This window comes from Pararhodobacter marinus, assembly GCF_003122215.1.
Classification (GTDB): Bacteria; Pseudomonadota; Alphaproteobacteria; order Rhodobacterales; family Rhodobacteraceae; genus Pararhodobacter; species Pararhodobacter marinus.
In genome coordinates this window covers 15,395-39,225 of record NZ_QEYD01000015.1, presented here as the reverse complement: position 1 = coordinate 39,225, position 23,831 = coordinate 15,395, and the positions used below count along the sequence as shown (strand labels likewise).

Here is a 23,831-nt window from a genome sequence, read left to right as displayed (position 1 = left end):
GTCGGCGGCGAAACCCTGCGTTCTGCCGGCGCCGCCCTCTTGATCCCGGCGCCGTTCTGGTGCCCTCTGGGGCAAAAGGGGAGTGGGATGAACAAATTCGCGATGCTGCTGAACCTGGCTGTGGCACGGGCGCCCGAATCCGTGGCGGCTCTGTGGTTCACCGGGCGGCGCAAGGTGGTGGACGGGCGGCGGATCGACGCCAAGGCGCAGGCGCTGGGCGAGCTCTTCAACGCGATCCGGGTTCCCGGCGTGATCCCCACCATCGCCGAGAGCCGCGCCTCGCTCAGGATCCTTGCCGACAAGTTCGACACGCCCTCACCCGCCTCGGTCACGAAGCGCGACGTGACGATCGCGGGCGGCGAGGGCGAGCGGCCCGCGCGGATCTACGACACACGGCCCGACGACACATCGCGCCCGACGCTGGTCTATATCCATGGCGGCGGCTGGGTACAGGGCGGGCTTGATACGCATGACGGGTTGTGCGGGCAGATCGCGCTGGAGGCGGGGATCCGCGTCATCGCGCTGGATTACCGGCTGGCGCCCGAGCATGTCTGGCCCGCAGGACCCGACGATGTACTGGCGGCGTGGCTGGCGCTGATGGCGGCGCCCGACGCCTGGGGCATCGATCCGGCGCGGATGGCGGTGGGGGGCGACAGTGCGGGCGGCAACCTGACCGCCGTGCTGATGCATGATTTGCAGGTGCGGGGCGTGGTGCTGCCGAAGCTGCAGGTGTTGATCTACCCGGCGGTGGACAGCCGGGGCGAGACGCGCTCGATGGAGGTTCTGAAGAACGCCTATGTGCTGCCGCGCGACCGGATCGACTGGTACATGGACCAATACGTTCCCGCGGGCATCGACCGGCGGGATCCGCGGATCTCGCCGATTTTCTCACCGCACCTGGCGGGCCAGCCCGAGGCGCTGATCCTGAATGCGGGGCATGATCCGCTCTGGGATGACGGCAACAATTACCACGCAGCGCTGCGCGAGGCGGGCGTGGCGTCGCGGCTGCATTCCTTCCCCGGGCAGGTCCATGCCTTCGTCTCGGCGCGCCGCGCGATCCCGCAAGGGGCCGAGGCGACCTCGGTCGTCAGCGCGTGGCTGCGCGAGAAGCTCTGACGCCGGGCGGTCTCAGCCCAAGGCGGGTGTCGTGAGCATCAGCCAGATGATCGCCAGCATCGCCGCGAAAGCGGGGAAGCCGAAGGCGAACCACAGCCGGTAGAGCCGGTGATAGGCCGGGGGCAGGGGAGTACCCTCGCGCGCGGCCTGTCGCGCGAGGTCGCGCAGGCGGATCTGCATCCAGACGACCGGCAGCCAGAACGCGCCCACGACGAGATAGAGCGCGACGGAGAGCAGGATCCACGGCTCGGACAGCGGCCAGCCGCGATCCAGCGCCAGGAGAATGCCGGTCACCGGCTGCGCCAGCGCGGCGGTGGCGGTGAAGAGCGTGTCGGCGATGACGACGATCCCGGCGGTATGGGCGATCAGCGCGGGGTCCCGGCTGCGCTGAGCCATGACCATGAAAAAGGCGATACCCGCGCCCGTGCCCATCAGCACCATGGCGCCAAGCACATGGAGATAGAGCAAGAGGGCGCTCATCGCGGTTCGATCAGGCTGGCCACGATCAGCGCGAGCGGCAGCGTGGGCAGGACCTTGACCATCGGGCCCATCGGGTCCAGCCACAGATCGGGCGTGAAGGCGAGACTGCCGAACAGGTAGCTGCCCGCCACCGCGATCATGCCCAGCGCCGCCGCGCGCGCCCAGCGGCGCCACAGGATGGCGAGACCCAGCGCGACATCGGCGACCCCGCCCGCCAGCGCGATGGCCATGGCGAGGCCGGGCGCGGTGCCGCGCAGGATCAGCACGTCGGCGGAGCGCTGCGGCTGGGCCAGCGCGATCAGGCCCGACGCCGTCCAGAACAGCGCCAGCACGCCGATGGCGAGCGGAAGCAGCAGGTACATCCGCGCGAACCAGCGGTCCTGCGGCGTTGCGGGCATGGCGCTCAGCGTCTCGTCCAGCGCACGGCAGGGCGCGCCGCCCGCCGTCTCCCAGGCCGAGGGATCGCCGGTGATGCCCGCCTGCAGGCTGACCAGCGCGTTGGTTCTGAGCGGCGAGCGCCAGCCCAGCCGTCCCAGCCCGTCGGCGATCCGCCCGGTCAGGCGCGGCAGAGGCCGGGGCAGGGTCAGCGACAGGCGCCAGTCCGGCAGGCCCAGCCACGCCCGCATCCGCGTGGTGGTGGCGGCGAAAGAGCGGGACCCGGCTTCCGTGAGGTCATAGACCCGGCGTCGGGGGATCCCGCCCCGTGCTGCCGTCACGACCGCCTGCGCCAGGTCGGACAGCGCCACGGTCTGCACGGGGGCGTCGGGGAAGACCTGCAGATGCACGAGCGGCGTGGCCGCCTGTGCGCGCAGGAGCGCGGTGCCGCCATAGGCCGCCGGCGCCAGCACCAGTGTCGGCCGCAGGATCACCCAGTCGAGCGCCGAGGCCATCAGCCGCGCATCGCCCCGGGCTTTCGAGCGGAAGAACTCGGTCGGGGCGTCGGGCGAGACCCCGGCGGCCGAGATCTGCACGACGCGCGTCGCGCTTCCGTCCAGCGCGTCGATCAGCGCCGCCAGCGCGCGGTCATGCACCCCGTCGAGATCGTCGCGCGGCCCGTCCTGCAGCGCACCCGCCGCGTTGACCACGACATCCGCGCCCGCCAGATCCGCGCGCCATGTCGCGGCGTCGGTCTGCACCAGATCGCGATATAGCCAGTCGACCGCGAGCCCGCTTTGCGCCGCCGCCGCTCGCGATCGTCCCACCGCCGTCACGTCGAAACCCGCGCACGCAAGCGCCCGGCAGCATTCCGCGCCGATCAACCCGTAGCCGCCCAGAACGAATGCGCGGGGCATCGCCGTCTCCTGCTTCTGGCCCTTGTTCCGGACAGGGTTCCACGCGCGGGGCGGCTTGGCAACCGCGCAGGCTATCGCAGGCTGCGCAGCGGGCCGTCGGGCCTTTCCTTTCCCCCGATCCCGTGCAATAGGGCGGTGCCAAGCGATGCCATCCCCCACAGGAGCACCCCATGCAGATTCGCGAGGCCCTCACCTTCGACGACGTCCTTCTGGTTCCCGCAGCCTCTTCGGTGCTGCCCTCGACCGCCGATGTCTCGACCCATGTGACCAAGTCCATCCGGCTGAACATCCCGCTCCTGTCCTCGGCCATGGATACCGTGACCGAGGCGCGCATGGCGATCGCCATGGCGCAGGCGGGCGGCATGGGGGTGATCCACCGCAACCTGGACCTGGAGAAACAGGCCGACGAGGTGCGCCGCGTCAAGCGCTTCGAATCGGGCATCGTCTATAACCCGATCACCCTGACCGCGAATGCCACGCTGGCCGATGCGCAGGCCCTGGCCGAGCGCTACAATGTCACGGGCTTCCCGGTCGTGGACGAGAACAACCATGTCGTGGGCATCGTCACCAACCGCGACATGCGCTTTGCCGACGATCCCCGGACGCCGGTCCACGTGATGATGACGGCCGACAACCTCGCCATCCTGCGCGAGCCCGCCGACCGGGCCGAGGCGCGCAGCCTGATGCATGCCCGCCGGATCGAGAAACTCCTGGTCGTGGACGAGGAAGGCCGCCTGACGGGCCTTCTGACGCTGAAGGATACCGAAAAGGCGGTGCTGCACCCGATGGCCTGCAAGGACGATCTGGGCCGGCTGCGGGTCGCGGCGGCCTCGACCGTGGGCGATGCCGGCTTCGAGCGGTCCGCTGCGCTGATCGAGGCGGGGGTCGACCTTCTGGTCATCGACACCGCGCATGGCCATTCGGCCTCGGTCGCGGAGGCGGTCGAGCGCGTCAAGGCGCTGTCGAACGAGGTGCAGGTGGTCGCGGGCAATGTCGCCACCGCCGAAGCCACGAAAGCGCTGATCGATGCGGGCGCGGACGCGGTCAAGGTGGGGATCGGGCCGGGCTCGATCTGCACGACGCGGATCGTCGCGGGCGTGGGCGTGCCGCAGCTGACGGCGATCATGGATGCGTCCTCGGCCGCGGGCGACGTGCCGGTGATTGCCGACGGGGGCATCAAGTTCTCGGGCGATTTCGCCAAGGCGATCGCGGCGGGGGCCTCCTGCGCCATGGTCGGATCGGCCATCGCCGGCACCGACGAGGCGCCGGGCGAGGTGATCCTGTACCAGGGCCGGTCCTACAAGTCCTATCGCGGCATGGGTTCGCTCGGCGCGATGGCGCGCGGCTCGGCCGACCGCTACTTCCAGAAGGACGCGGCCTCGGACAAGCTGGTGCCCGAAGGGATCGAGGGGCAGGTGCCCTATAAAGGGCCGGCGGGCACGGTCATTCACCAGCTGGTGGGCGGGTTGCGCGCGGCGATGGGCTATACCGGCAACGCGACGGTCGCCGACATGCGCCGGGGCTGCAATTTCGTGAAGATTACCGGCGCGGGGCTGAGCGAAAGCCATGTGCACGACGTCCAGATCACCCGCGAAAGCCCGAATTACCGGCTGGGCTCGTAAGCGCGGGTCGACGGGTCGAGCCCGGGGTCACAGAATCCCGGACCCGATGGCCAGCGCCCCCAGCGCAATTACCGCACAGAAGGCGGCAGCCATCAGCAACATCTCGCGGCGCGCCTCCCGCGGCGTCGCGGGCGGCGGCGGCCGGAAATCCGGGTCCTGTTTGCGCAGACGCTTGCGCAGCGCGCGGCGGGCCTCGCCGCGCATCGGGTTCCCGAGACGATGTCTGGCCATGAGGGCGCTCCTTCGTTCCCCCGACCTCATCAGAGCATCACTTGCGCTGCAAGCCCGGGCCTTGCCGCGCGGGCGGGCTTGCGCCAAGCTCGGGCCAAAGGAAAGGGTCCCGACATGACCGAACGCGAGCGCCAGCATCCGCATCTGCACGACGAAGACGACGAAGGCCCGGTCGAGCTGAGCTTTCCCCAGCTGGTGCCGCGCCTGCTGTGGATCATCGTCATCACCATGCTGATCAGCGTGGCGCAATCAATCCTGTTCGCGGTGGCGATGCTGCAGATGCTGATCATGGTGGTCAATCGCGGGCGCCCGAACGACGAGCTGGGCGATTTCGGTTCGATGGTCGGCGCCTGGGTCGCCAAGGCGGCGCGCTATCAATCGGCCGCGAGCGAGCAGAAGCCCTGGCCCTGGACGCCGATGGGGTCGTAAGCGGCAGGCCAAGGCGGCCGAAGCGCGCTCCCACCCGCCCACCCCGCGCGCTTCGGCCGCCTGCGCCTTTGACGGACCGGCGGGAATGCGGGGCGGGTTGTTTGAGTATTTATGGCAAAGTGAAACGGCATAGGGCGCAGACATGCCCTAAGGCGGCAGGGCGCCAGGCCGGGCCCCCGTCCTCTTTGTTCCACAAATATCCCGGGGGGTGAGCGCGTCAGCGCGAGGGGGCGAGCAGCCCCCTGTCTTGTGCCGAGCGAAGCGAGGCACCCTGGTCGCGTGAGACCTGCAGGGCGCAGCCCTGCCGGGCGAGGGCGAAACCCCTCACCCGTTCTTCGCTCAGGCGTTGAAGAGGAAATGCAGGACGTCGCCGTCCTTGACTTCGTAGGTCTTGCCTTCGACGCGGAACTTGCCCGCTTCCTTGGCGCCTGCTTCGCCCTTGCCGGCGACGTAATCGTCATAGGCCACAGTCTCGGCGCGGATGAAGCCCTTTTCGAAATCGCCGTGGATCACGCCGGCCGCCTGCGGGGCCAGCATACCCTTGCGGATCGTCCAGGCGCGGGCCTCCTTGGGGCCCACGGTGAAATAGGTCTGCAGGCCCAGAAGGTCATAGCCCGCGCGGATCAGCCGGTCGAGGCCGGCTTCCTCAAGCCCCATCTCGTCGAGGAACATCTCGGCTTCCTCGCCTTCGAGCTGGCTGATCTCTTCCTCGATCCGGGCCGAGATCACGACCGTGCCCGCGCCCTGACGCGCCGCCATTTCCGCCACACGGTCGGACTGGCTGTTGCCCTTCGCGGCCGAGGCTTCCTCGACATTGCAGACATAGAGCACGGGTTTCGAGGTCAGCAGCTGCAGCATCCGCCAGGCTTTCTCGTCGTCCTCGGACACCTCGACGCTGCGCGCGGGCTTGCCGTCTTCCAGCGCCTTCTGCGCGACGGCGAGCAGGCGGTCCTGTTCAGCCGCCTCCTTGTCGTTGCCCTTCAGCTTGCGCGCCAGGTTCGCGCGGCGCCGTTCGATCGATTCGAGATCGGCGAGCATCAGCTCGGTCTCGATCGTCTCGGCATCCGCCACCGGGTCGATCCGGCCCTCGACATGGGTGATGTCGCCGTCCTCGAAGCAGCGCAGCACATGGGCGATGGCGTCGCATTCGCGGATATTGGCCAGGAACTGGTTGCCCAGGCCCTCGCCCTTCGAGGCGCCCCGCACCAGGCCGGCGATATCGACGAAGGTCATCCGCGTGGGGATGATCTGTTTCGAACCGGCAATCCCGGCCAGCGTTTCCAGCCGCGCGTCGGGCACCGCCACGTCGCCCACATTGGGTTCGATCGTGCAGAAGGGGAAATTCGCGGCCTGCGCCGCGGCGGTTTTCGTGAGCGCGTTGAACAGGGTCGACTTGCCGACATTCGGCAGACCCACGATGCCCATCTTGAAGCCCATCTGATACCCTCCGGCGCCTGTTTCGCGCCGCTTCTAGGGCCTTGTGCCCAGCACGGCAAGGGCCGGAACGGGTCTCAGAAGGGTTTGACCACCACGACCCACAGGATCGCGATCACGCCCAGCACGCTGATCTCGTTGAAGAGGCGCAGGAACAGGTCGCTTTCGCGGAACTCGCCGCGGCGCGCACGCCCGACCATGAGCCCGGTATAGACGTAATGCGCGGCCAGCAGCGCCACGAGCGCGATCTTCGCATGCGTCCAGGGCGCGAAGCTCCAGACCGACCAGGCCAGCCACAGCCCGGTCAGCGCCGCGATGACACCAAGCCCCGCCGAGAAGCGATAGAGCCGGAAGGTCAGCTCGCCCAGCTGCGTGGCGTCCCCCCCCGCAGCGGCCCGCTTCCAGTAGATCAGCGCGCGCGGCACGGCAAAGATCGAGGTCATCCACCCCATGACGCAAAGAATATGTATGATCAGGATCCAGCTCATGCGCCCTCAATGCCCCCGTGCGGGGCAGGGCGCAAGAGCCTCGCGCGGCCAAGGCTCTTGATTTCCGCCCCGCGCCCGTGCAAGGCCTGTGGCCGAGATTGACGGGGGCCTCCATGACACGGATCGACGATACTTTTGCCCGCCTGCGCGCCGAGGGGCGCAAGGCCTTCGTGGCTTACATGATGGGCGGCGATCCCGACGAGGCGACCTCGCTCGAGGTGATGCGCGGTCTGCCCGGCGCGGGCGTCGATATCATCGAACTGGGCCTGCCCTTTACCGATCCCATGGCCGACGGCCCGACCATCCAGCGCGCCGGCCAGCGCGCGCTCGATGGCGGCATGACGATGGACAAGGTGCTGGGCATGGTCCGCGCGTTCCGGGAGACGGACACGACCACGCCGATCGTGCTGATGGGCTATTACAACCCGATCTATGCCCGCGGTGTCGATCGCTTCCTCGCCGACGCCAGCGCCGCCGGGATCGACGGGCTGATCATCGTCGACCTGCCGCCGGAAGAGGACAGCGAGCTGTGCCTGCCCGCGCAGAAGGCGGGGCTGAATTTCATCCGGCTTGCCACGCCCACGACCGACGACAAGCGCCTGCCCACCGTGCTGCAGAACACCTCGGGCTTCGTCTATTACGTCTCGATCACCGGGATCACCGGCGCCGCGGCGGCGGAGGCCGGCGATGTCGCCCCCGAGGTCGCGCGGATCAAGGCACAGACCGACCTGCCGGTGATCGTGGGCTTCGGCATCACCACGCCCGACGCGGCGCAGGCCATCGCCTCGGTGGCGGATGGCTGCGTCGTGGGATCGGCCATCGTCAAGCTGATCGGCGAGGGCAAACCGGTCGCCGAGGTGCTCGATTTCGTCGCCGGACTGGCCGAGGGCGCGCATAAGGGCTGACGCGGCCCGCTCGCCCGGAAAGACCCCAGGAAAAACCTGCGGAAAGACCCGTTCGAACGTGCGGGATGACATACATCATTGATTCAGCTTTCGCGGCTAGGCAGGGGTTTTCTGTCCGTGGAGCGTGTCGATGACGTTGCGAAACCTGGTCCTTGCCCTGGCGGCGATTCCCCTGTTCGCGCTGATCCTTGTTAGCGGGTTCCTCGGCTACGAACGGTGGCAGGGGTATCGCGGCGCGGTGCTGACGCAGCATCAGGCTGCCGCGAATGCCACGCTGACGACGCTGATTCACCGCCTGCAGGTCGAACGCGGGCAAAGCGCGGGGTTCATCGCATCGCGGGGTGTGAACTTCGCCTCCGACCTGCCCGAGGCGCGCAGCCTCACCGACCAGGCGATCGGTGCCGCGCAGGATAGCCTGCCCGACGGCATCGCGCAGGCTTTGGGCGAGGTGGCGCAACTGCGCGGACAGATCGACGACCTGGCGGTGAACGGGTCGCAATCGGGTCTGGTCTATACCGGCATCATCCGCAGCCTGCTTCACCATCTCGAAGGCCATGTGACGGATCAGCACGATGCGGAAATCACGGCCCTTTTCGCTGGCTTGATGGCGCTGGCCGAAAGCAAGGAAGCGGCGGGGTTGCAGCGGGCGGCCGGGGCGGGGGGACTTGGCAGCGATGTTTTCCCGCCCGAACTCTATCGCACCTTTGTCGAGCGGGGGGCAGCCGAACAGGTCATGCTCTCGCTCGCGCGGGCCGAGCTGCGCGCGGTCCCCGCCATGCCCGACCTTGACGACGCGCTGGCGCAGACCGGCCTTGGCGCCATGCGCGAGGCGATCCTGTCCGCCGGGCCGGGCGGTCGTGTCGCGGGCCTGACGGCGCCGGAATGGTTTGCGGCGGCCACCGACTGGATCGACCGACTGGCGGAGATCGAAAGCCGGATCACCGGGGAAATCGCCCGCCTCGCGCGCGACCATGCAAGCACGGCGCTGCAATCCTTCCTGCTGGTCGCCGGGCTTGCCTTGCTTGCCGTCGTGGCAAGCGCGGGGACCGGCCTTTACGTCCTTCTGGTCGTGCGCCGCAATATCGGCGCCATCGGCGCGGCGCTGGAAAGCCTGGGCAACCGAGACTACGCCGCGATTGTCCGTCCGGATGGACTTGCGGTCGAGGTGGGGCGCCTGTTCGACGCCGTGGAAAACGCGGGCGACACGCTGGCCGATGCCGATAGGCGGATCGAGGCGGCGTCGGTCGCGGCGCGCTCGCAGGTGACCGACCATCTGGACGCGGCCTTCGGCCGGCTGGCCGATGGCGACCTGCTGTGTCGCATCGAAACGCCCTTCCCGGCCGAGTTCGAAACGCTGCGTCAGCGGTTCAACGATGCGGTCGAGCGGCTGCGGGACACGATGAGCGGGGTGTCGGGTGCGGTGGCGACATTCCGGGAATCCGGCGACGAGATGACCCGCGCCACGGATGAGATGTCGCGCCGGACCAGCTCGCAGGCGGCCTCGCTCGAGGAAACGACTGCCGCGCTGACGCAGCTGTCGGACATGGTTTCGGGCACGGCGCGGGCCTCGAAAGAAGCGGGCGATGCAGCGGTGGGCCTGCGCCAGAGCGCGATCGAGGGACGCGGCCGGGTCGACGAGGCGATCGCGGTCATGCGCCGCATCGCCAAATCCTCGGAAGAAATGACGCGGATGGTCTCGCTCATCGACGACATCGCCTTTCAGACCAACCTGCTTGCGCTCAATGCCGGGGTGGAGGCCGCGCGCGCGGGCGAGGCAGGACGCGGTTTCGCCGTCGTCGCCTCGGAGGTGCGCGCGCTGGCCGTCCGCTCGGCCGAGACCACGACCGAAATCCGCAACCTGATCAAGGGCTCGATCGGGGTCGTGCAGGAAGGCGTGGCGCTGGTCGAGCTCGCGGCGCAGACCTTTCACCGGATCGGCGAGGGCGTCGAGGGAGCCACCGACGCGATGCAAAAGATCGCGAGCGAAGCCGTTTCGCAGGCCTCCAGCATCGCCGAGATCAACGCGGCCATGCTGTCGCTCGATCAGGTGACCCAGCAGAACGCGGCGATGGTCCAGGACAATTCCGACCTGATCGGCGCGCTCAACCGGAAATCGGGCGAGTTGCGGGCCCTCGTCGCCGCCTTCCGGATCGACACCGACAGCGAGGCGCCCTTCACCCGCCACGCCCACGCCGCGTGACGCTCCGGGCGCCGCTTCCGGCGCATCGCCCTGCTCGGTGGAGCCGGGCTCTCGCGGACGCGGCGCCAAGCCCGAGACGGGTTTCGGATGGGCCGCGCTCAGGCGCCGGGGGGCCGAGGGCCGGCGCGACGCCTCGTAACCGCAGCAATGCATGACATCGCACGCAGTGGGCTTGCAAGAACGCGCAGGCAGGCGGCGCAATCGTGATCCCGGTCCCGCTTCAGACTGGATGCCACGAAATCTGCGTTCATGCCCTGTGCCTCGTCACGATGCATCGCCCCGACCGGTGGAACGCTGCGAACCTTGTCGCGGGCGCGGCGCCGCCCCGCCAAGCCCGAAAAGGGTTCCGGATGGGCCGTGCGCGAGCAAAGGGTGGGCCGAGGGGCGCGGCGCTGCATTGTAACCAACGCAATGCGTGACATTGTGCGCGACGCGCAATCGCGATCCCGCTTCAGACCGGGTGCCGCGAGAACTGCACTCATGGTCCGAGCCTCGTCACCCGGATTGCGTCTCCCGATGCACGGCGCCCCGCCGCGTTTCCACAAGGCTATCAGCAAATTCCCCCAGTAGCGTGGCGATGATCTCCCGGAATGGCGCCCGTCCGGTGATCCCGCCCCCATCCTGTTCCATCAGGACCAAGCCATCGCCGCCCTGCGCTTCCGGTTCGCCGGGCAGGGCTCGTGTCGTGGCGCGACCGGAGCGATGCAGGTCCCGGATGTCTCTTACCGTCCGGAGACCCTCCCTTGAGGCTTCATCGCTGTGACATCTCGCCTCAGCGGAGTCGTCCCAATCGTCGCCTGTACACCCGGTCCGTCGGGCAACGGACGCCCGGATAAAGATGCCACACGCAGGATGCATGACTTCCAGGCGGTCTCGGAATGATCCGAGGCGGCGCTTCCTTGCCTTGCCACGACGCAACTGTTGCCATGGCCGTCCGGCCGGCCAGGCCTGCCCCGGCAAGACCCTTGTCTCCGCACAGCGCAGGTCCCGGCGATCCGGCTCTCTCAGCTTCGCAGGCCGGGGCGCCCGCCGGAACGGCCAGAACAAGCGGTGTCACGGCGATGGTCCGCCGCGCGCCAGCCTTTCAAGCAGGCCGCGCTTCGCCTTGCCGGTTCGTAGCGACCCCAACCCTGCGGCTGCACGCCCGGCCGAGGCAGCAGGGCGCGATGGCTTTTCCCCGACGCTTTCCCTCCGCCGTGCGGGCCGCGCTTCGGACAGGACACGACGCCTGGCCGTCCGCTCCCTGAGGGGCAATCCGGGACTGACGCGCGGATCCCCCGAACTCGGAGGTCGACTTTTGCGCGCGTTCCGTGACACTGGGCCCGACAGATCATCCAGAAGGAGACCTCGATGAGTCCCAGAATCGCGCGACCGCGCCTGTCCCTGACCACGCAGGTTCTGATCGGCATGGGCGCGGGCCTTGTGCTGGGGGTGGTGCTGAACCTCCTGCAGATCGAATTCATCAACACCCATATCATCGGCGGGCTGTTCGGCATGATCGGCCGGATGTTCGTCAATGCGCTGTCGATGCTGGTCGTGCCGCTGGTCTTCTTTTCGCTGATCTGCGGCGTGGCCGGGATCGGCGATATCCGCATCCTGGGCCGCGTCGGCGGCAAGGCGTTCGGGCTTTACCTGCTGACAACCGCGACGGCGATCGCGATCGCGATCCTGATCGCGCTGGCGGTCGGGCCGGGGCAGGGCTTCGTGATGGACGGGATCGACACGTCGGGCGTCACCGGACGCGAGGCCCCCTCGGTCTGGGATACGCTGGCCGCCATCGTGCCGCGCAACCCGGTCGCGGCCTTTGCCGGCGGCGAGATGCTGCAGATCATCTTCTACACGATCATCCTGGGCCTGGCCGCGCTGATGCTGGGCGACCGCTCGAAGGGCTTCGTCGAGGTCTGCGAATACATGAACGAGCTGATGATGAAGGTCGTGCAGATCGTCATGGCCTTCGCGCCGATCGGGGTCTTCTGCCTGATCGCCAAGACCTTCACCGAGCAGGGGATCGGCCTGTTCGTGCCGGTCCTGACCTATGTGCTGGTGCTGGTGGGCGCGCTGCTGTTGCACCTGTTCGGCACGCTGATGCTGTTTCTCAAGGCGTTGTCGGGCCTCAGCCCCCTGGTCTTCCTGCGAAAGATCCGCCCGGCGCAGATCTTTGCCTTCTCGACCGCGTCGTCCAACGCGACGATTCCCGTCACGCTGCGCTGCGTGACCGAACGGATGGGCGCCAACAACTCGGTCGCGTCCTTCACCGTGCCCTTCGGCGCGACGATCAACATGGACGGCACGGCGATCATGCAGGGCGTGGCGACGGTGTTCCTGGCCAATGTCTACGGCATCGATCTGGGCGTGGGCGGCTACCTGACGGTGATCGCCATGGCGGTGCTGGCCTCGATCGGGACGGCGGGCGTGCCGGGCGTGGGGCTGGTCATGCTGACCATGGTGCTGGGCCAGGTGGGGTTGCCCATCGAAGGCATCGCGCTGATCCTCGGGGTCGACCGGCTGATGGACATGATCCGCACAGTCGTGAACATCACCGGCGACGCGGTGGTGTCGACCATCGTTGCGAAGTCCGAGGGCAAGATCGACATGGCGGTCTGGAACGACCCCGAGGCCGGGCTGATCGACGGCGAGTCGCTGGACATCGATCCGGTGGCCGAGGCGCATCTGGCCGAAGCCGCGCGCCGGCACTGAAAACAGGCCCGGAAAACAGCGAAACCCGCCCCCTGGGGCCGGGTTTCGCTCAACGGTAGCGCTTCTGCGTCCGGTCGAAGGCGCCGCGCTTCAAATCCCGGCAATAGCCGGCATGGTCACCCTTCAGCCGGTCGAGCGCTTCGCTGCCGAAGACGATCAGATCCTCGGCGAACAGCGCGAAGGGCTCCGTCGCGTCCAGGATGCGCGGCTCGATCCGGTAATCCAGTGCCCCGGCATCGTCCGACCGCGCATGCGCCTGCGCCAGTGCCATGCCGCAGGCATGGGCGTAATGGCGCCAGCTTTTCTTGGACAGGTCGTCCAGGTCGATATCGTCGCGGAACGGCGCCCGCTCGCGCGACATGTAGCTCTGGCCGTCGATCTCGACCGCGCCGTAGAACACATCGCCATGCGCCAGATGCACGGACTGCCCGTGCGCGATCCGGTCGCCCTTGTCGCCCGCGTGGAAATCGCTTTCGGGGGCCAGCCCTTCCAGCGCCGAGCGCCGCGCCTGCTTGAACTCGACGATCAGATCGTCGGTCGCGTCGGCGCTCGGTCCCTCGATGAGGCAGTAATAGCGTGGCAGGCCCAGCGAGGCCGTCCCCTGCCCATGGCGCAGGCAGACATCCTTGACCCTGAGCTCGCCCGCCCGCGCGCCCGGTTCGATCCCGTTCTGGCGCGCGACGGCGTTGATATGCTCCTGAAACACGTCGCGCTGGCTGGAGATCGGCGTCAGTTCGTCATTGGCGCGAAAGCCGCGGCCCTTTTCATCCAGGTAGCGGTCCCACAGCCAGCTTTCGCGGCTCTTGCGGGCTTTCCTGAACATCCGGCGGATGACCTTGGGCGAATTGTCGGAGCGCATCTGCTCGCTCGCCTTGCGGCCATGGCGGGCATAGATCCGCATCCCGTCGCGATACCCCCGCACGAAGCGGCGCGCGATCTTCTCGCGCGTCTTGCGGCCATGCCCGCCGATCTCGTCCGCGGCCAGAAGAAACCCGGTGACGCCGCGCTTCAGATCCCACGTGAAGGGCGCATACAGCACGTCGTCGAAATCGTTGACGCCGAAGATGGGCACGTTGTCGGCATTGGGCATGATGCCGAAATTCAGCGGATGCACGTCCCCCAGCGCCAGCACCGTGGGCATCCGTTCGTCGTCGCCCAGCATGTCGCGGTGAAACAGCAGGGAGGTCCCGCGAAAGAAGGAATAGAGCGAGCCCGCGAGTTTCTCGAACTTCGCCCGCGCGCCCTCGGCGCCCTGGTCGATGCGCAATGCGTGGTCTTCGAGAATCGTGTCCCGCACATGCTGGCGTCGCCGCAGCCCCGTCAGGTCGCAGGGCCGCATGATGCAGGGCGAGCGGACGAAGGCGCGGGTCAGCGCGCGATAGGCCTCGACCCGGCTTTCCAGCCGCGCGACCGGCGCGGGGGCGTCTTTCGACGCCGATTCGGTTGGCGGCTTGCGGGGCGATGAGGTCGTCTCGGCCATGAAGGTCTCCTTGCGCGGGCGGGCGGGGGGATCGGGAACAACGTCCGGCCCGCGCGCGCTGTTCCCTTCCGGCCTGTCATCAAATCGTCGCGGAACTGTCGCGCGGCTTTTGCGATAGCCCGCCTATGGTCCGCCGCGAGTAGACGCTCGCAACCATGAACACAGGTAGCCAGATGACCGACAAAACCAAGCTCAGCGCTGACGAGTGGGACGAACTGAACTTCCCGCGCCCCGAAGAGAACGATTTCGACCGCGTCGTGGACCGCGCGCTGAACCGCCGTGGCTTCCTGTCGGGCGTGCTGGCCTTCGGTTCGGGCGCGGCGGTGATGGGCACCGGCCTGCTGTCGACCCGCGCCGCGCTGGCGCAGACCACCTCGCGCTTCCCCTTCACCCCGATCGCCGCGCAGACCGACCACGCCGTCCACGTGCCCGAGGGCTACAAGGTGCAGGTTCTGGCCAGCTGGGGCGACGCGCTGTTCGCCGATGCCGAGGGCTACGACATCGCCGAGGGCGGCCCGGTCGCCAAGTCGGATCGCATCTTCGGCGAGAATACCGACGGGATGGAGACCTTCAGCTATATGGGTCACCAGCTGATCGCGGTGAACCACGAATACACCAACAACGACATCAACCTGCCCGCCTCGCAGGAAGGCGTCCCCGCATCGGCCGATGACGTGCTGAAACTGCAGAACCTGCAGGGCGTGACGGTGATGGAAGTGGCGCAGGGCATGGACGGCTGGTCGGTCGTCGTGGACAGCCCCTTCAACCGCCGCATCCACCACAACACGCCGATGCAGCTGGTCGGCCCGGCCGCCGGTCATCCGCTGCTGCAGACCGAGGCCGACGCCTCGGGCCGCCAGGCGCTGGGCACGCTGAACAATTGCGGCTCGGGCAAGACGCCGTGGGGCACCTACCTGACCTGCGAAGAGAACTTCAACGGCTATTTCGGCGCCACGGGCGAGATGCCCTCGGACGCGGTCATCGCCGCGGGTTACGAGCGCTACGGCATCGGTGCCGAGGGCTGGGGCTACGATTACCACAAGCATGACGCCCGCTTCGACGTCTCGGCCCATCCCAACGAGCCGCATCGCCACGGCTGGGTCGTGGAAATCGACCCGACCGATCCCGAAAGCACCCCGGTCAAGCATACCGGCCTGGGCCGCATCAAGCACGAGAATGCCGAGGTCACGCTGGCGCGCGACGGGCGTGTCGTGGTCTATATGGGCGACGACGAGCGCGGCGAATTCCTGTACAAGTTCGTCTCGAACGGCGTCTATACGCCGGGCGGCTCGACCGAGGGGCTGCTCGATGACGGCCAGCTCTATGTCGCGAAGTTCAACGACGACATGACCGGCGAATGGGTCGCGCTGACCCCCGAAGCGACCGGCATGTCGGCCGAGGAAATCCTGATCTTCTCGCGTCAGGCCGGTTCGGCGGTAGGCGCGACGACGATGGACCGTCCGGAATGGATCTCGGTCAATCCCTACGCGATCGAGGGCTATTGCTGCCTGACCAACAATACCCGTCGCGGCACCCGCACCAATGCGGGCGGCGACGAGACCCCGGTCGGCGGCCCCAACCCGCGCGAGGCCAACCAGTACGGCCAGATCGTCCGCTGGTTCCCCAATGACGACGACCACGCGGCGCAGGGCTTTGCCTGGGATCTCTATGTCATGGCGGGCAACCCCGAGGTCCATTCGGACGCCTATGGCGGTTCGGACAACGTCACGGCGGGCAACATGTTCAACTCGCCCGACGGCATGGCCTTCGACCAGACCGGCCTGCTGTGGATCCAGACCGACGGCGACGATTCGAACGAGGGCGACTTCGCCGGTCAGGGCAACAACCAGATGCTGGCGGGCGACCCGGTTTCGGGCGAGATCGCGCGCTTCCTGACGGGGCCCAACGGCTCGGAAGTCACCGGCCTGTGCTGGTCGGAAGACCGCCGCACGATGTTCGTGGGCATCCAGCATCCGGGCGGCAGCTGGCCGATGGAAACCGGCCTGCCGCGTTCGTCGCTGATCGCGGTCAGCCGCGATGACGGCGCGATGGTCGGCTGAGACCGCAACCAGCGCTGAACAGGCCGGGCATCCCGCAAGGGGTGCCCGGTTTTTCCATGGGCGCATGGTGCGTGCGAAGCACGCACCCTACAGCGCCGCGCGCGGATGATGCGCGCAACGTCAAAGGGCGGCCCGCGCCGGGGCCGCCCTTGTCAGAACACGGGAGCGGGCAGGGGAGATTACAGCCCCGTCGCTTCGTCCACGCCCAGCATCAGGTTGAGGTTCTGCACCGCCGCGCCCGAGGCGCCCTTGCCCAGATTGTCGAGCACGGCGACCAGCGTCGCGGCGCCAGACGCGGCATTGCCATGCACCGACAGTTCCAGCCGGTTGGTGCCGTTCAGCCGCTCGGGCCAGACGCGCGGTTCGTGCACCGACGCCTCGACCACGGCCACGAACCGCTCGCCCTCGTAGGCCGCACGCAGCGCGTCCTCGGCAGCGCGGAACCCGCTTTCGCCCAGATTGGGCAGGTGCACGGCCACCGCCATGCCCTGCGCATACTGCCCGACCGAGGGGACGAAGACCGGCGCGGCGGACAGGCCGCCATGCAGCGTCATCTCGGGCAGGTGCTTGTGGCCCTGCGCGACACCATAGAGGAACGAGCCCGATACCTCGCCCTTTTCGAATTCGGCGATCATCGACTTGCCGCCGCCGGTATAGCCCGACACGCCTGACACGGCCGGCGGCGAGGCGGGGTCGATCAGACCGGCTTCGACCAGCGGACGGATCAGCGCGATGGCGCATGTCGACCAGCAGCCGGGATTGGAGACGCGCGTGGCATTGGCCACCTGCTCGCGCTGGCCCGGCGCCATTTCGGGAAAACCGAAGACCCAGCCCGCCGCCACCCGATGGGCGGTCGAGGCGTCGATCAGCCGGGTGCCATAGGGCTCGGCCAGCGCCGCCGCTTCGCGCGCGGCATCGTCGGGCAGGCAAAGGATGGCGACATCCGCCTCGGCCAGCGCCTCGCGCCGCGCGGCCGGGTCTTTTCGCAGCTCGACGGGAACCTGCACAAGGGTGATGTCGTCACGGGTCTGCAGCCGCTCGCGGATCTGCAGGCCGGTGGTGCCGACTTCGCCATCGATGAAGACCTTGTGTGCCATGGGAACCCCCGTTGCGATACGCTTCACGACCTACGATAAAGCGCAGGACCCCGCAAGCGCGCAGCCCGGACTATGCCCCGTCTGCGCGCCGTTGGAGCCTGATGACCGGCCCGCAACCGGGCGCGGTCATCTTGCACAGGTGCAGTGTCGCTGGTAAGAATTTCTGACCAATTCGGGAGGGACCCATGGCCGTCTACACCACGATCGAGGACATGCGCCGCGTCTACAAGCGCCGCGTCCCGAAAATGTTCTACGATTACTGCGAATCCGGCAGCTGGACGGAGCAGACCTTCACCGAGAACAAGACGGATTTCCAGAAAATTCACCTGCGCCAGCGGGTCGCGGTGAACATGGCCAATCGCAGCACGCGCAGCGAGATGATCGGCCAGGACGTGGCGATGCCGGTGGCTTTGGCCCCGGTCGGGCTGACGGGGATGCAGCATGCCGATGGCGAGATCGCGGCGGCGCGCGCGGCGGGGAAATTCGGCGTGCCCTTCACCCTGTCGACGATGTCGATCTGCTCTATCGAGGACGTGGCCGAACACACCGAAAAGCCCTTCTGGTTCCAGCTCTACGTGATGAAGGACTGGGATTTCGTCGCCCGGATCCTGCAGCGTGCCAAGGACGCCAAATGCTCGGCCCTGGTGCTGACGCTGGATCTGCAACTGATGGGTCAGCGCCACAAGGACATCAAGAACGGCCTGAGCGCCCCGCCCAAACTGACCCCCGCGGTGATCGCCGATCTGGCGACCAAGTGGCGCTGGGGGATGGGGATGCTGGGCACGAAGCGGCGGTTCTTCGGCAATATCGTGGGTCATGCCAAGGGCGTGACCGATGCCGCCGCCTTGGGCGCCTGGACGGCCGAGCAGTTCGATCTGGAACTCGACTGGGCGAAGATCGAGCGTTTGCGCGATATGTGGGGCGGCAAGCTGATCCTCAAGGGAATCAACGACCCCGAGGACGCGGTCATGGCTTCGAAGATCGGCGCCGATGCGATCACCGTGTCGAACCACGGCGGGCGCCAGCTCGACGGGGCGATGTCCTCGATCCGCATGCTGCCCTCGATCATGGACGCGGTCGGCGACGATATCGAGGTCCATCTCGACAGCGGGATCCGCACCGGGCAGGACGTGCTGAAGGCGCTGGCGCTGGGGGCCAAGGGCACGATGATCGGCCGCGCCTTCGTCTACGGGCTGGGCGCGGGCGGCGAGGCGGGGGTGTCCAAGGCCCTGGAAATCCTGCATGCCGAGCTGGACAAGACCATGGCCCTGTGCGGCGAGCGCGACGTGAAGGCTTTGGGCCGCCACAACCTGATCGTGCCGCAAGGGTTCGAGGATCCGACCGTATCGATCTGAGGCTAGGGCGGGCAAGGGGGGCTGTCTGCCCCCCTCTTTGCCTGGCGGCAAATTCACCCCCCGAGGATATTTGCCGCGCAAAGATGCGCCGGTTCGGGCGGGATCCGGGCGCGCAAAGGGGGGTGGGTTTTCCTTTCTGGGCAGGTTTGTTAGGCTTTGGGTTCATCGGAGCCACGCGCAAGGGCGCCCTCCGCAATCCACTCCTCCCCGAAAACAGGATTTCCCATGACCCAGGCCAAGGCGGGCGACACCGTCCATTTCCACTATACCGGCACTCTGTCCGACGGCACCGTGTTCGATACCTCCGAAGGGCGCGATCCGCTGTCCTTCACGCTGGGATCGGGCCAGATCATTCCCGGTCTGGACGCGGCGATCGACGGCATGGCGGTGGGTGAGCAGAAGACCGTGACCATCCCCTGCGCCGAAGCCTATGGCGAGCACGATGCCCGCGCCCGTCAGGCTGTCCCGCGTGAGCAGATCCCAGACACGATCCCGGTCGATCCCGGCACCCAGTTGCAGATGAAATCGCCCGAGGGTCAGGTGATCCCGGTCGTCGTGATCGAGGCCAATGACGAGCATGTCGTGCTGGACGCCAATCACCCGCTGGCGGGCAAGGATCTGACCTTCGCGGTCGAGATCGTCTCAGTCGCCTGAGCGGCGTCAGGCGCGGCGCAGGGTGGCGGTCATCAGGCCCATGCCCACCAGCGCCGCGCCGCCCAGCCGGGTCAGCCCGGCAATGACGCGCGGCCGCGCCAGCCGCGCGCGCATCTGGCTGGCCGCCAGCGCCCAGACCAGCGCATTGATCCCCGCCAGCGTGACGAAGGTGGCGACCAGAAGCGCGAATTGCGGCATGACTGCCGCCTGCGGATCGACGAATTGCGGAACGAAGGCCACGAAGAAGGCGATGGATTTCGGGTTCAGCATCGTCACCATCAGCCCGTCGCGGAACACGCGCTTTCCGGGCCGGGCGGCGATATCGCCGGTCGCCTGGAGCGCGGCCCCGCCCGAGCGCCAGAGCTGAACGCCCAGATAGACGAGATAAAGCGCGCCCACGGTTTTCAGCACGGTGAACGCCGTGGCCGAGGCCGCGATCAGCGCGCCCAGACCGGCGAGCGAGGCGGTCATGGCCAGCCCGTCGCCCAGCGTGATCCCCGCCACCATCGCCAGCGCCCCGGCGCGGCCCTGACGCATCGCATGGCCGAGGATCAGGAAATTCGTCGGGCCGGGGATGAGCAGCAGCGCCACCGAGGCGAGAACGAAGGCAAGCCAGAGATGCGGGTCCATGGGTCAATCCTTGCAAGGGGCCGGGATTCCCAGCAAAGACATTGCGCGCGGGCGATGTCCAGTGCCGTCAACGGACTTCCACCCGGGGCCGGCGCGGGCTAAAGAGCGGCGCATGGCAAAGCTCTATTTCCACTACTCGACCATGAACGCGGGCAAGTCGACGATCCTGTTGCAGGCCGCGCATAATTACCGCGAGCGGGGGATGGAGCCCTATCTCATCACCGCGCAGTTCGACAACCGTGCGGGCGAGGGGCGGATCGGTTCGCGCATCGGCATCGGGGCGGCCTCGGATACCTTCGCCGAAGGCGAGGACCTGTTCGCCAAGATCGCCGCGCGGCTCGGGCGCGGCCCCTGTGCCTGCGTCTTCGTGGACGAGGCGCAGTTCCTCTCCGAGGATCAGGTCTGGCAACTGGCCCGCGCCGTCGATGACCTGCGCGTGCCCGTCATGTGCTACGGTCTGCGGGTGGATTTTCGCGGCAAGCTGTTCCCGGGCTCGGCCGCGCTGCTGGCGCTGGCCGACGAAATGCGCGAGGTGCGCACGATCTGCCATTGCGGCAAGAAGGCGACGATGGTGATCCGGCAGGGGCCCGACGGCCAGGCGCTGCGCGACGGCGCGCAGGTGCAGATCGGCGGGAACGAGACCTATGTCTCGCTCTGCCGCCGCCACTGGCGCGAAAAGATGGGCGTCTGAGCCCCGCGCCGCATCTTTGTTCCACAAATATCCCGGGGGGTGAGCGCATCAGCGCGAGGGGGCGAGCAGCCCCCTTTCTTCGGCGCCGATCCCGCGCGCGGCGCGGGACCCGTCTGGCCCTATCAGTCCAGCGCGATCTCGTAGCGCTCGATCACCGTGTTGGCGAGCAGCTTCTCGCACATCGCCTTGACCTCGGCCTCGGCCTTGGCGGGGTCGGTTTCGGCGAGGTCCAGCTCGATCACCTTGCCCTGACGCACCGCCTCGACCCCGTCGAAGCCCAAAGCGCCCAGCGCGTGGCGCACGGCCTCGCCCTGCGGGTCCAGAACGCCGGTCTTCAGCATGACATGAACGCGCGCTTTCATGGGGTCGTCCTTTTAGTTCATCAGTTTGGGCTTGGTGATCGGCGTCGCGTTCGAGGGCATCACGCCCAGCCGCCGCGCCACTTCGGTATAGGCTTCCGACAGGTTGCCCAGATCGCGGCGGAACACGTCCTTGTCCAGCTTCTGGCCGGTCTTGGCGTCCCACAGCCGGCAGCTGTCCGGGCTGATCTCGTCGGCCACGACAAGGCGCATGAAGTCGCCGTCATAGATGCGGCCGATCTCGATCTTGAAATCCACCAGCTTGATGCCGACGCCCATCATCACGCCTGACAGGAAGTCGTTGACGCGCAGGGCCAGCGCGACGATGTCGTCGAGATCCTGATGCGTGGCCCAGCCGAAGGCGAGGATATGCTCCTCGCTCACCAGCGGGTCGTGCAGGTCGTCGTTCTTGTAGTAGAATTCGACGATCGGGCGGGGCAGGGCGGTGCCCTCTTCGATGCCCAGCCGCTTCGAGATCGACCCTGCGGCAACGTTACGCACCACCACTTCCAGCGGGATGATCTCGACCGCGCGGATCAGCTGCTCGCGCATGTTGATGCGCTTGATGAAATGGGTGGGCACGCCGATCTCGTTCAGACCGGACATGAAATATTCCGACAGCCGGTTGTTCAGGACGCCCTTGCCTTCGATCTGGGCCTTCTTGGCCCCGTCGCCGGCGCTGGTATCGTCCTTGAAGTACTGGACATAGGTTCCGGGTTCAGGGCCTTCGTACAGGATCTTGGCCTTGCCCTCGTAAACCTTCGTGCGTCTCGCCATGTCCGGTGATTCCCCGATTGGCCCGCGGCATGGGCCCGGGCGGCTGCAGTCAGGCCCGGCTATACGCCATGCGGCCCCGACCCGCAAGCGGCGCCCCGGACGGCGCGGGCGAGCCGGGGAAGGCGCATTCCGCGGTGCAAACAAGTCTTGCAGCGCAGGCGCAATCCGCCCATATCAGGAACGGAAACGACCCAACGGCATGCGACGAGAGGCCCGAGACATGACCACCTTCGACGATCGCGAGAACGCATTCGAAGCGAAATACGCCCATGACGCCGAGATGGCCTTCAAGGCGGTGTCGCGCCGCAACAAGGCGCTGGGCCTGTGGGCCGCGGGCCTTCTGGGCAAGGACGGCGACGCCGCCGGGGCCTATGCGATGGAAGTGATCGCCGCCGATTTCGAGGAAGAGGGCGACGAGGACGTCGTGCGCAAGCTGGTCAAGGATCTGGACGGCAAGGCGACCGAGGCCGAGATCCGCGCCAAGATGGCCACGACGCTGCTCGAGATCAAAGAAAAGATGGTGCGCGAGGGCTGAAGCCCGGCTGCGCGGCGCGGGGGGCGGCTGTCCCCGGCGATGATGGCAGCCCGGCGAATTGCGGGCAATTGCATCATCTTCATGAGCGCGCTGCATTTGCCAGAACCGGCCGGATATGCGAAAACCCGGACGCGCCGCGACCTGCGGCGCGTTTTGCATTTCACCCGAGGTACCCGATGCCCGTCTCGCCCGATCCCCTGACCGCCCTTCTGGCCGAACGCGGCGTCCTGCTGGCCGATGGCGCCACGGGGACGAACCTGTTCAACATGGGGCTCAGTTCGGGCGATGCGCCCGAATTCTGGAACGTCGACCATCCCGACCGCATCCGCCGGCTCTATGCCTCGGCGGTCGAGGCGGGATCGGACCTGTTCCTGACCAACACCTTCGGCGGGAATGCCAGCCGCCTGAAACTGCACGAGGCGCAAGGCCGCGTGCGCGAGCTCAATCGCGTCGGCGCCGAGATCGGCCGCGAGGTGGCCGACAAGGCCGGGCGCAAGGTGCTGGTCGCGGGCTCGATGGGCCCCACGGGCGAGATCATGGCGCCGATGGGCAGCCTGACGCACGAGCTGGCGGTCGAGATGTTCCACGAACAGGCCGAGGGTCTGAAAGAGGGCGGCGCCGACATCCTGTGGGTCGAGACGATCTCGGCGCCCGAGGAATACAAGGCCGCCGCCGAAGCCTGCGGCAAGGCGGGCATGCCCTGGGCCGGGACGATGAGCTTCGACACCGCCGGGCGCACGATGATGGGCGTCACCTCGGCCGATTTCGTCAAGCTGGTGGGCAAGCTCGCCAACCCGCCCGCCGCCTTCGGCGCAAATTGCGGCACCGGCGCCTCGGACCTTCTGCGCACCGTGCTGGGCTTCATGGCGCAGGGTCCTGAACGGCCGGTCATCGCCAAGGGGAATGCGGGCATCCCGAAATATGTCGATGGCGAGATCAAGTATGACGGCACGCCCGCGCTGATGGCCGATTACGCCGAACTTGCGCGCAATGCGGGGGCGACGATCATCGGCGGCTGCTGCGGCACCATGCCCGAACACCTGCGCGCGATGCGTGAGGCGCTCGATACCCGGCCCCTGGGCGAGCGCCCGACACTCGAGCAGATCACCGCTGCGCTGGGCGCCTTCAGCTCGGCGCAGGACGGGACCGAGATCACCGGCTGCGGTGATCCCAGCCATGACCACGGCCCCCGCCGCGAGCGTCGCGGCCGCCGCCGCAGCTGATCGGCCCGAGACCTGACAGACCCCACGCCCGGCCCTGTTGGCCGGGCGTTTCGCTTGGTGCCGGGGCCCGGATGCT

22 protein-coding genes are annotated in these 23,831 nt (G+C 67.8%); 12 read left to right on the top strand and 10 right to left on the bottom strand.

The genetic code is table 11. From position 1 onward, the window contains the following. Window positions 1–87 precede the first annotated feature (87 nt). Complete coding sequence (locus C4N9_RS19855) at window positions 88–1,116, top strand: alpha/beta hydrolase (protein WP_168192299.1); 1,029 nt, start codon at window positions 88–90, stop codon at window positions 1,114–1,116. A 12-nt stretch (window positions 1,117–1,128) separates the two neighbouring features. On the opposite strand, the gene C4N9_RS19850 is transcribed toward C4N9_RS19855, so the two are convergent. Both C4N9_RS19850 and C4N9_RS19845 read right to left on the bottom strand, forming a co-directional pair. Beyond that, window positions 1,129–1,596, bottom strand: a complete 468-nt coding sequence (locus C4N9_RS19850; RefSeq protein ID WP_109535086.1) for a DUF2269 family protein — start codon at window positions 1,594–1,596, stop codon at window positions 1,129–1,131. Continuing rightward, a complete protein-coding gene (locus C4N9_RS19845; protein ID WP_109535085.1) occupies window positions 1,593–2,888 on the bottom strand; it encodes an SDR family oxidoreductase in 1,296 nt (431 codons plus the stop codon). Before C4N9_RS19845 ends, C4N9_RS19850 begins: the two co-directional genes overlap by 4 nt. Window positions 2,889–3,058: 170 nt before the next feature. On the opposite strand from C4N9_RS19845, the gene guaB reads away from it, so the two are divergent. Beyond that, window positions 3,059–4,510, top strand: a complete 1,452-nt coding sequence (gene guaB, locus C4N9_RS19840; protein WP_109535084.1) for an IMP dehydrogenase — start codon at window positions 3,059–3,061, stop codon at window positions 4,508–4,510. A gap of 27 nt (window positions 4,511–4,537) precedes the next feature. Here the strand turns inward: guaB and C4N9_RS19835 are convergent, their stop codons facing one another. Then, window positions 4,538–4,741: a hypothetical protein gene (locus C4N9_RS19835; RefSeq protein ID WP_109535083.1), complete on the bottom strand. Its 204-nt coding sequence runs from the start codon at window positions 4,739–4,741 to the stop codon at window positions 4,538–4,540. A 114-nt stretch (window positions 4,742–4,855) separates the two neighbouring features. On the opposite strand from C4N9_RS19835, the gene C4N9_RS19830 reads away from it, so the two are divergent. Then, on the top strand, window positions 4,856–5,170 hold the full coding sequence (locus tag C4N9_RS19830) for a DUF4389 domain-containing protein (RefSeq protein WP_168192298.1): 315 nt from the start codon (window positions 4,856–4,858) through the stop codon (window positions 5,168–5,170). Window positions 5,171–5,509: 339 nt separating this feature from the next. Here C4N9_RS19830 and ychF read toward each other — a convergent pair whose 3' ends face one another. Both ychF and C4N9_RS19820 read right to left on the bottom strand, forming a co-directional pair. Then, on the bottom strand, window positions 5,510–6,607 hold the full coding sequence (gene ychF / locus C4N9_RS19825) for a redox-regulated ATPase YchF (RefSeq protein WP_109535081.1): 1,098 nt from the start codon (window positions 6,605–6,607) through the stop codon (window positions 5,510–5,512). 74 nt (window positions 6,608–6,681) lie between these two features. Then, on the bottom strand, window positions 6,682–7,092 hold the full coding sequence (locus tag C4N9_RS19820) for a CopD family protein (protein ID WP_109535080.1): 411 nt from the start codon (window positions 7,090–7,092) through the stop codon (window positions 6,682–6,684). 113 nt (window positions 7,093–7,205) lie between these two features. On the opposite strand from C4N9_RS19820, the gene trpA reads away from it, so the two are divergent. The 3 genes from trpA (at window position 7,206) to C4N9_RS19805 (ending at window position 12,894) form a co-directional block, all read left to right on the top strand. Beyond that, on the top strand, window positions 7,206–7,997 hold the full coding sequence (gene trpA / locus C4N9_RS19815; protein ID WP_109535079.1) for a tryptophan synthase subunit alpha: 792 nt from the start codon (window positions 7,206–7,208) through the stop codon (window positions 7,995–7,997). A gap of 130 nt (window positions 7,998–8,127) precedes the next feature. Continuing rightward, complete coding sequence (locus C4N9_RS19810) at window positions 8,128–10,197, top strand: methyl-accepting chemotaxis protein (protein WP_109535078.1); 2,070 nt, start codon at window positions 8,128–8,130, stop codon at window positions 10,195–10,197. Between the two features lie 1,350 nt (window positions 10,198–11,547). Then, on the top strand, window positions 11,548–12,894 hold the full coding sequence (locus tag C4N9_RS19805; protein ID WP_109535077.1) for a dicarboxylate/amino acid:cation symporter: 1,347 nt from the start codon (window positions 11,548–11,550) through the stop codon (window positions 12,892–12,894). 49 nt (window positions 12,895–12,943) lie between these two features. Here C4N9_RS19805 and C4N9_RS19800 read toward each other — a convergent pair whose 3' ends face one another. Continuing rightward, complete coding sequence (locus C4N9_RS19800) at window positions 12,944–14,374, bottom strand: DUF2252 domain-containing protein (RefSeq protein ID WP_109535076.1); 1,431 nt, start codon at window positions 14,372–14,374, stop codon at window positions 12,944–12,946. A gap of 173 nt (window positions 14,375–14,547) precedes the next feature. Between C4N9_RS19800 and C4N9_RS19795 the strand changes: the two genes are divergently transcribed. Next, on the top strand, window positions 14,548–16,434 hold the full coding sequence (locus C4N9_RS19795) for a PhoX family protein (protein ID WP_109535075.1): 1,887 nt from the start codon (window positions 14,548–14,550) through the stop codon (window positions 16,432–16,434). 179 nt (window positions 16,435–16,613) lie between these two features. On the opposite strand, the gene argC is transcribed toward C4N9_RS19795, so the two are convergent. Then, a complete protein-coding gene (gene argC / locus C4N9_RS19790) occupies window positions 16,614–17,531 on the bottom strand; it encodes an N-acetyl-gamma-glutamyl-phosphate reductase (protein ID WP_109535074.1) in 918 nt (305 codons plus the stop codon). Between the two features lie 185 nt (window positions 17,532–17,716). On the opposite strand from argC, the gene C4N9_RS19785 reads away from it, so the two are divergent. Next, window positions 17,717–18,886 carry an alpha-hydroxy acid oxidase gene (locus tag C4N9_RS19785; RefSeq protein WP_109535073.1) on the top strand — a complete coding sequence of 390 codons (1,170 nt, stop codon included), beginning with the start codon at window positions 17,717–17,719 and terminating at the stop codon, window positions 18,884–18,886. A 225-nt stretch (window positions 18,887–19,111) separates the two neighbouring features. After that, a complete protein-coding gene (locus C4N9_RS19780) occupies window positions 19,112–19,540 on the top strand; it encodes an FKBP-type peptidyl-prolyl cis-trans isomerase (protein WP_109535072.1) in 429 nt (142 codons plus the stop codon). Between the two features lie 6 nt (window positions 19,541–19,546). On the opposite strand, the gene C4N9_RS19775 is transcribed toward C4N9_RS19780, so the two are convergent. Further along, window positions 19,547–20,170: a LysE family translocator gene (locus C4N9_RS19775; RefSeq protein WP_109535071.1), complete on the bottom strand. Its 624-nt coding sequence runs from the start codon at window positions 20,168–20,170 to the stop codon at window positions 19,547–19,549. Between the two features lie 112 nt (window positions 20,171–20,282). Between C4N9_RS19775 and C4N9_RS19770 the strand changes: the two genes are divergently transcribed. Continuing rightward, window positions 20,283–20,861: a thymidine kinase gene (locus C4N9_RS19770; RefSeq protein WP_109535070.1), complete on the top strand. Its 579-nt coding sequence runs from the start codon at window positions 20,283–20,285 to the stop codon at window positions 20,859–20,861. A gap of 122 nt (window positions 20,862–20,983) precedes the next feature. Here the strand turns inward: C4N9_RS19770 and purS are convergent, their stop codons facing one another. Next, window positions 20,984–21,223: a phosphoribosylformylglycinamidine synthase subunit PurS gene (purS, locus tag C4N9_RS19765; RefSeq protein ID WP_109535069.1), complete on the bottom strand. Its 240-nt coding sequence runs from the start codon at window positions 21,221–21,223 to the stop codon at window positions 20,984–20,986. Between the two features lie 12 nt (window positions 21,224–21,235). Next, a complete protein-coding gene (purC, locus tag C4N9_RS19760) occupies window positions 21,236–21,997 on the bottom strand; it encodes a phosphoribosylaminoimidazolesuccinocarboxamide synthase (protein ID WP_109535068.1) in 762 nt (253 codons plus the stop codon). Window positions 21,998–22,217: 220 nt separating this feature from the next. Between purC and C4N9_RS19755 the strand changes: the two genes are divergently transcribed. Beyond that, entirely contained in the window at window positions 22,218–22,532 is a 315-nt protein-coding gene (locus tag C4N9_RS19755; protein WP_109535067.1) for a DUF1476 domain-containing protein, read from the top strand. A 176-nt stretch (window positions 22,533–22,708) separates the two neighbouring features. After that, the gene (gene bmt, locus C4N9_RS19750; RefSeq protein WP_109535066.1) at window positions 22,709–23,755 is read left to right on the top strand and encodes a betaine--homocysteine S-methyltransferase; all 1,047 of its coding nucleotides are present in this window, start codon (window positions 22,709–22,711) and stop codon (window positions 23,753–23,755) included. Window positions 23,756–23,831 lie beyond the last annotated feature (76 nt).

What these genes read in the sequence shown, in the direction of transcription:
- guaB (WP_109535084.1), top strand. Translation starts at nt 3,059, where the DNA reads ATGCAGATTCGCGAGGCCCTCACCTTCGACGACGTCCTTCTGGTTCCC.
- C4N9_RS19850 (WP_109535086.1), bottom strand. Translation starts at nt 1,596, where the DNA reads ATGAGCGCCCTCTTGCTCTATCTCCATGTGCTTGGCGCCATGGTGCTG.
- purC (WP_109535068.1), bottom strand. Translation starts at nt 21,997, where the DNA reads ATGGCGAGACGCACGAAGGTTTACGAGGGCAAGGCCAAGATCCTGTAC.
- argC (WP_109535074.1), bottom strand. Translation starts at nt 17,531, where the DNA reads ATGGCACACAAGGTCTTCATCGATGGCGAAGTCGGCACCACCGGCCTG.
- purS (WP_109535069.1), bottom strand. Translation starts at nt 21,223, where the DNA reads ATGAAAGCGCGCGTTCATGTCATGCTGAAGACCGGCGTTCTGGACCCG.
- bmt (WP_109535066.1), top strand. Translation starts at nt 22,709, where the DNA reads ATGCCCGTCTCGCCCGATCCCCTGACCGCCCTTCTGGCCGAACGCGGC.
- C4N9_RS19830 (WP_168192298.1), top strand. Translation starts at nt 4,856, where the DNA reads ATGACCGAACGCGAGCGCCAGCATCCGCATCTGCACGACGAAGACGAC.
- trpA (WP_109535079.1), top strand. Translation starts at nt 7,206, where the DNA reads ATGACACGGATCGACGATACTTTTGCCCGCCTGCGCGCCGAGGGGCGC.
- C4N9_RS19845 (WP_109535085.1), bottom strand. Translation starts at nt 2,888, where the DNA reads ATGCCCCGCGCATTCGTTCTGGGCGGCTACGGGTTGATCGGCGCGGAA.
- C4N9_RS19770 (WP_109535070.1), top strand. Translation starts at nt 20,283, where the DNA reads ATGGCAAAGCTCTATTTCCACTACTCGACCATGAACGCGGGCAAGTCG.
- C4N9_RS19800 (WP_109535076.1), bottom strand. Translation starts at nt 14,374, where the DNA reads ATGGCCGAGACGACCTCATCGCCCCGCAAGCCGCCAACCGAATCGGCG.
- C4N9_RS19755 (WP_109535067.1), top strand. Translation starts at nt 22,218, where the DNA reads ATGACCACCTTCGACGATCGCGAGAACGCATTCGAAGCGAAATACGCC.
- C4N9_RS19855 (WP_168192299.1), top strand. Translation starts at nt 88, where the DNA reads ATGAACAAATTCGCGATGCTGCTGAACCTGGCTGTGGCACGGGCGCCC.
- ychF (WP_109535081.1), bottom strand. Translation starts at nt 6,607, where the DNA reads ATGGGCTTCAAGATGGGCATCGTGGGTCTGCCGAATGTCGGCAAGTCG.
- C4N9_RS19785 (WP_109535073.1), top strand. Translation starts at nt 17,717, where the DNA reads ATGGCCGTCTACACCACGATCGAGGACATGCGCCGCGTCTACAAGCGC.
- C4N9_RS19795 (WP_109535075.1), top strand. Translation starts at nt 14,548, where the DNA reads ATGACCGACAAAACCAAGCTCAGCGCTGACGAGTGGGACGAACTGAAC.
- C4N9_RS19775 (WP_109535071.1), bottom strand. Translation starts at nt 20,170, where the DNA reads ATGGACCCGCATCTCTGGCTTGCCTTCGTTCTCGCCTCGGTGGCGCTG.
- C4N9_RS19835 (WP_109535083.1), bottom strand. Translation starts at nt 4,741, where the DNA reads ATGGCCAGACATCGTCTCGGGAACCCGATGCGCGGCGAGGCCCGCCGC.
- C4N9_RS19780 (WP_109535072.1), top strand. Translation starts at nt 19,112, where the DNA reads ATGACCCAGGCCAAGGCGGGCGACACCGTCCATTTCCACTATACCGGC.
- C4N9_RS19810 (WP_109535078.1), top strand. Translation starts at nt 8,128, where the DNA reads ATGACGTTGCGAAACCTGGTCCTTGCCCTGGCGGCGATTCCCCTGTTC.
- C4N9_RS19820 (WP_109535080.1), bottom strand. Translation starts at nt 7,092, where the DNA reads ATGAGCTGGATCCTGATCATACATATTCTTTGCGTCATGGGGTGGATG.
- C4N9_RS19805 (WP_109535077.1), top strand. Translation starts at nt 11,548, where the DNA reads ATGAGTCCCAGAATCGCGCGACCGCGCCTGTCCCTGACCACGCAGGTT.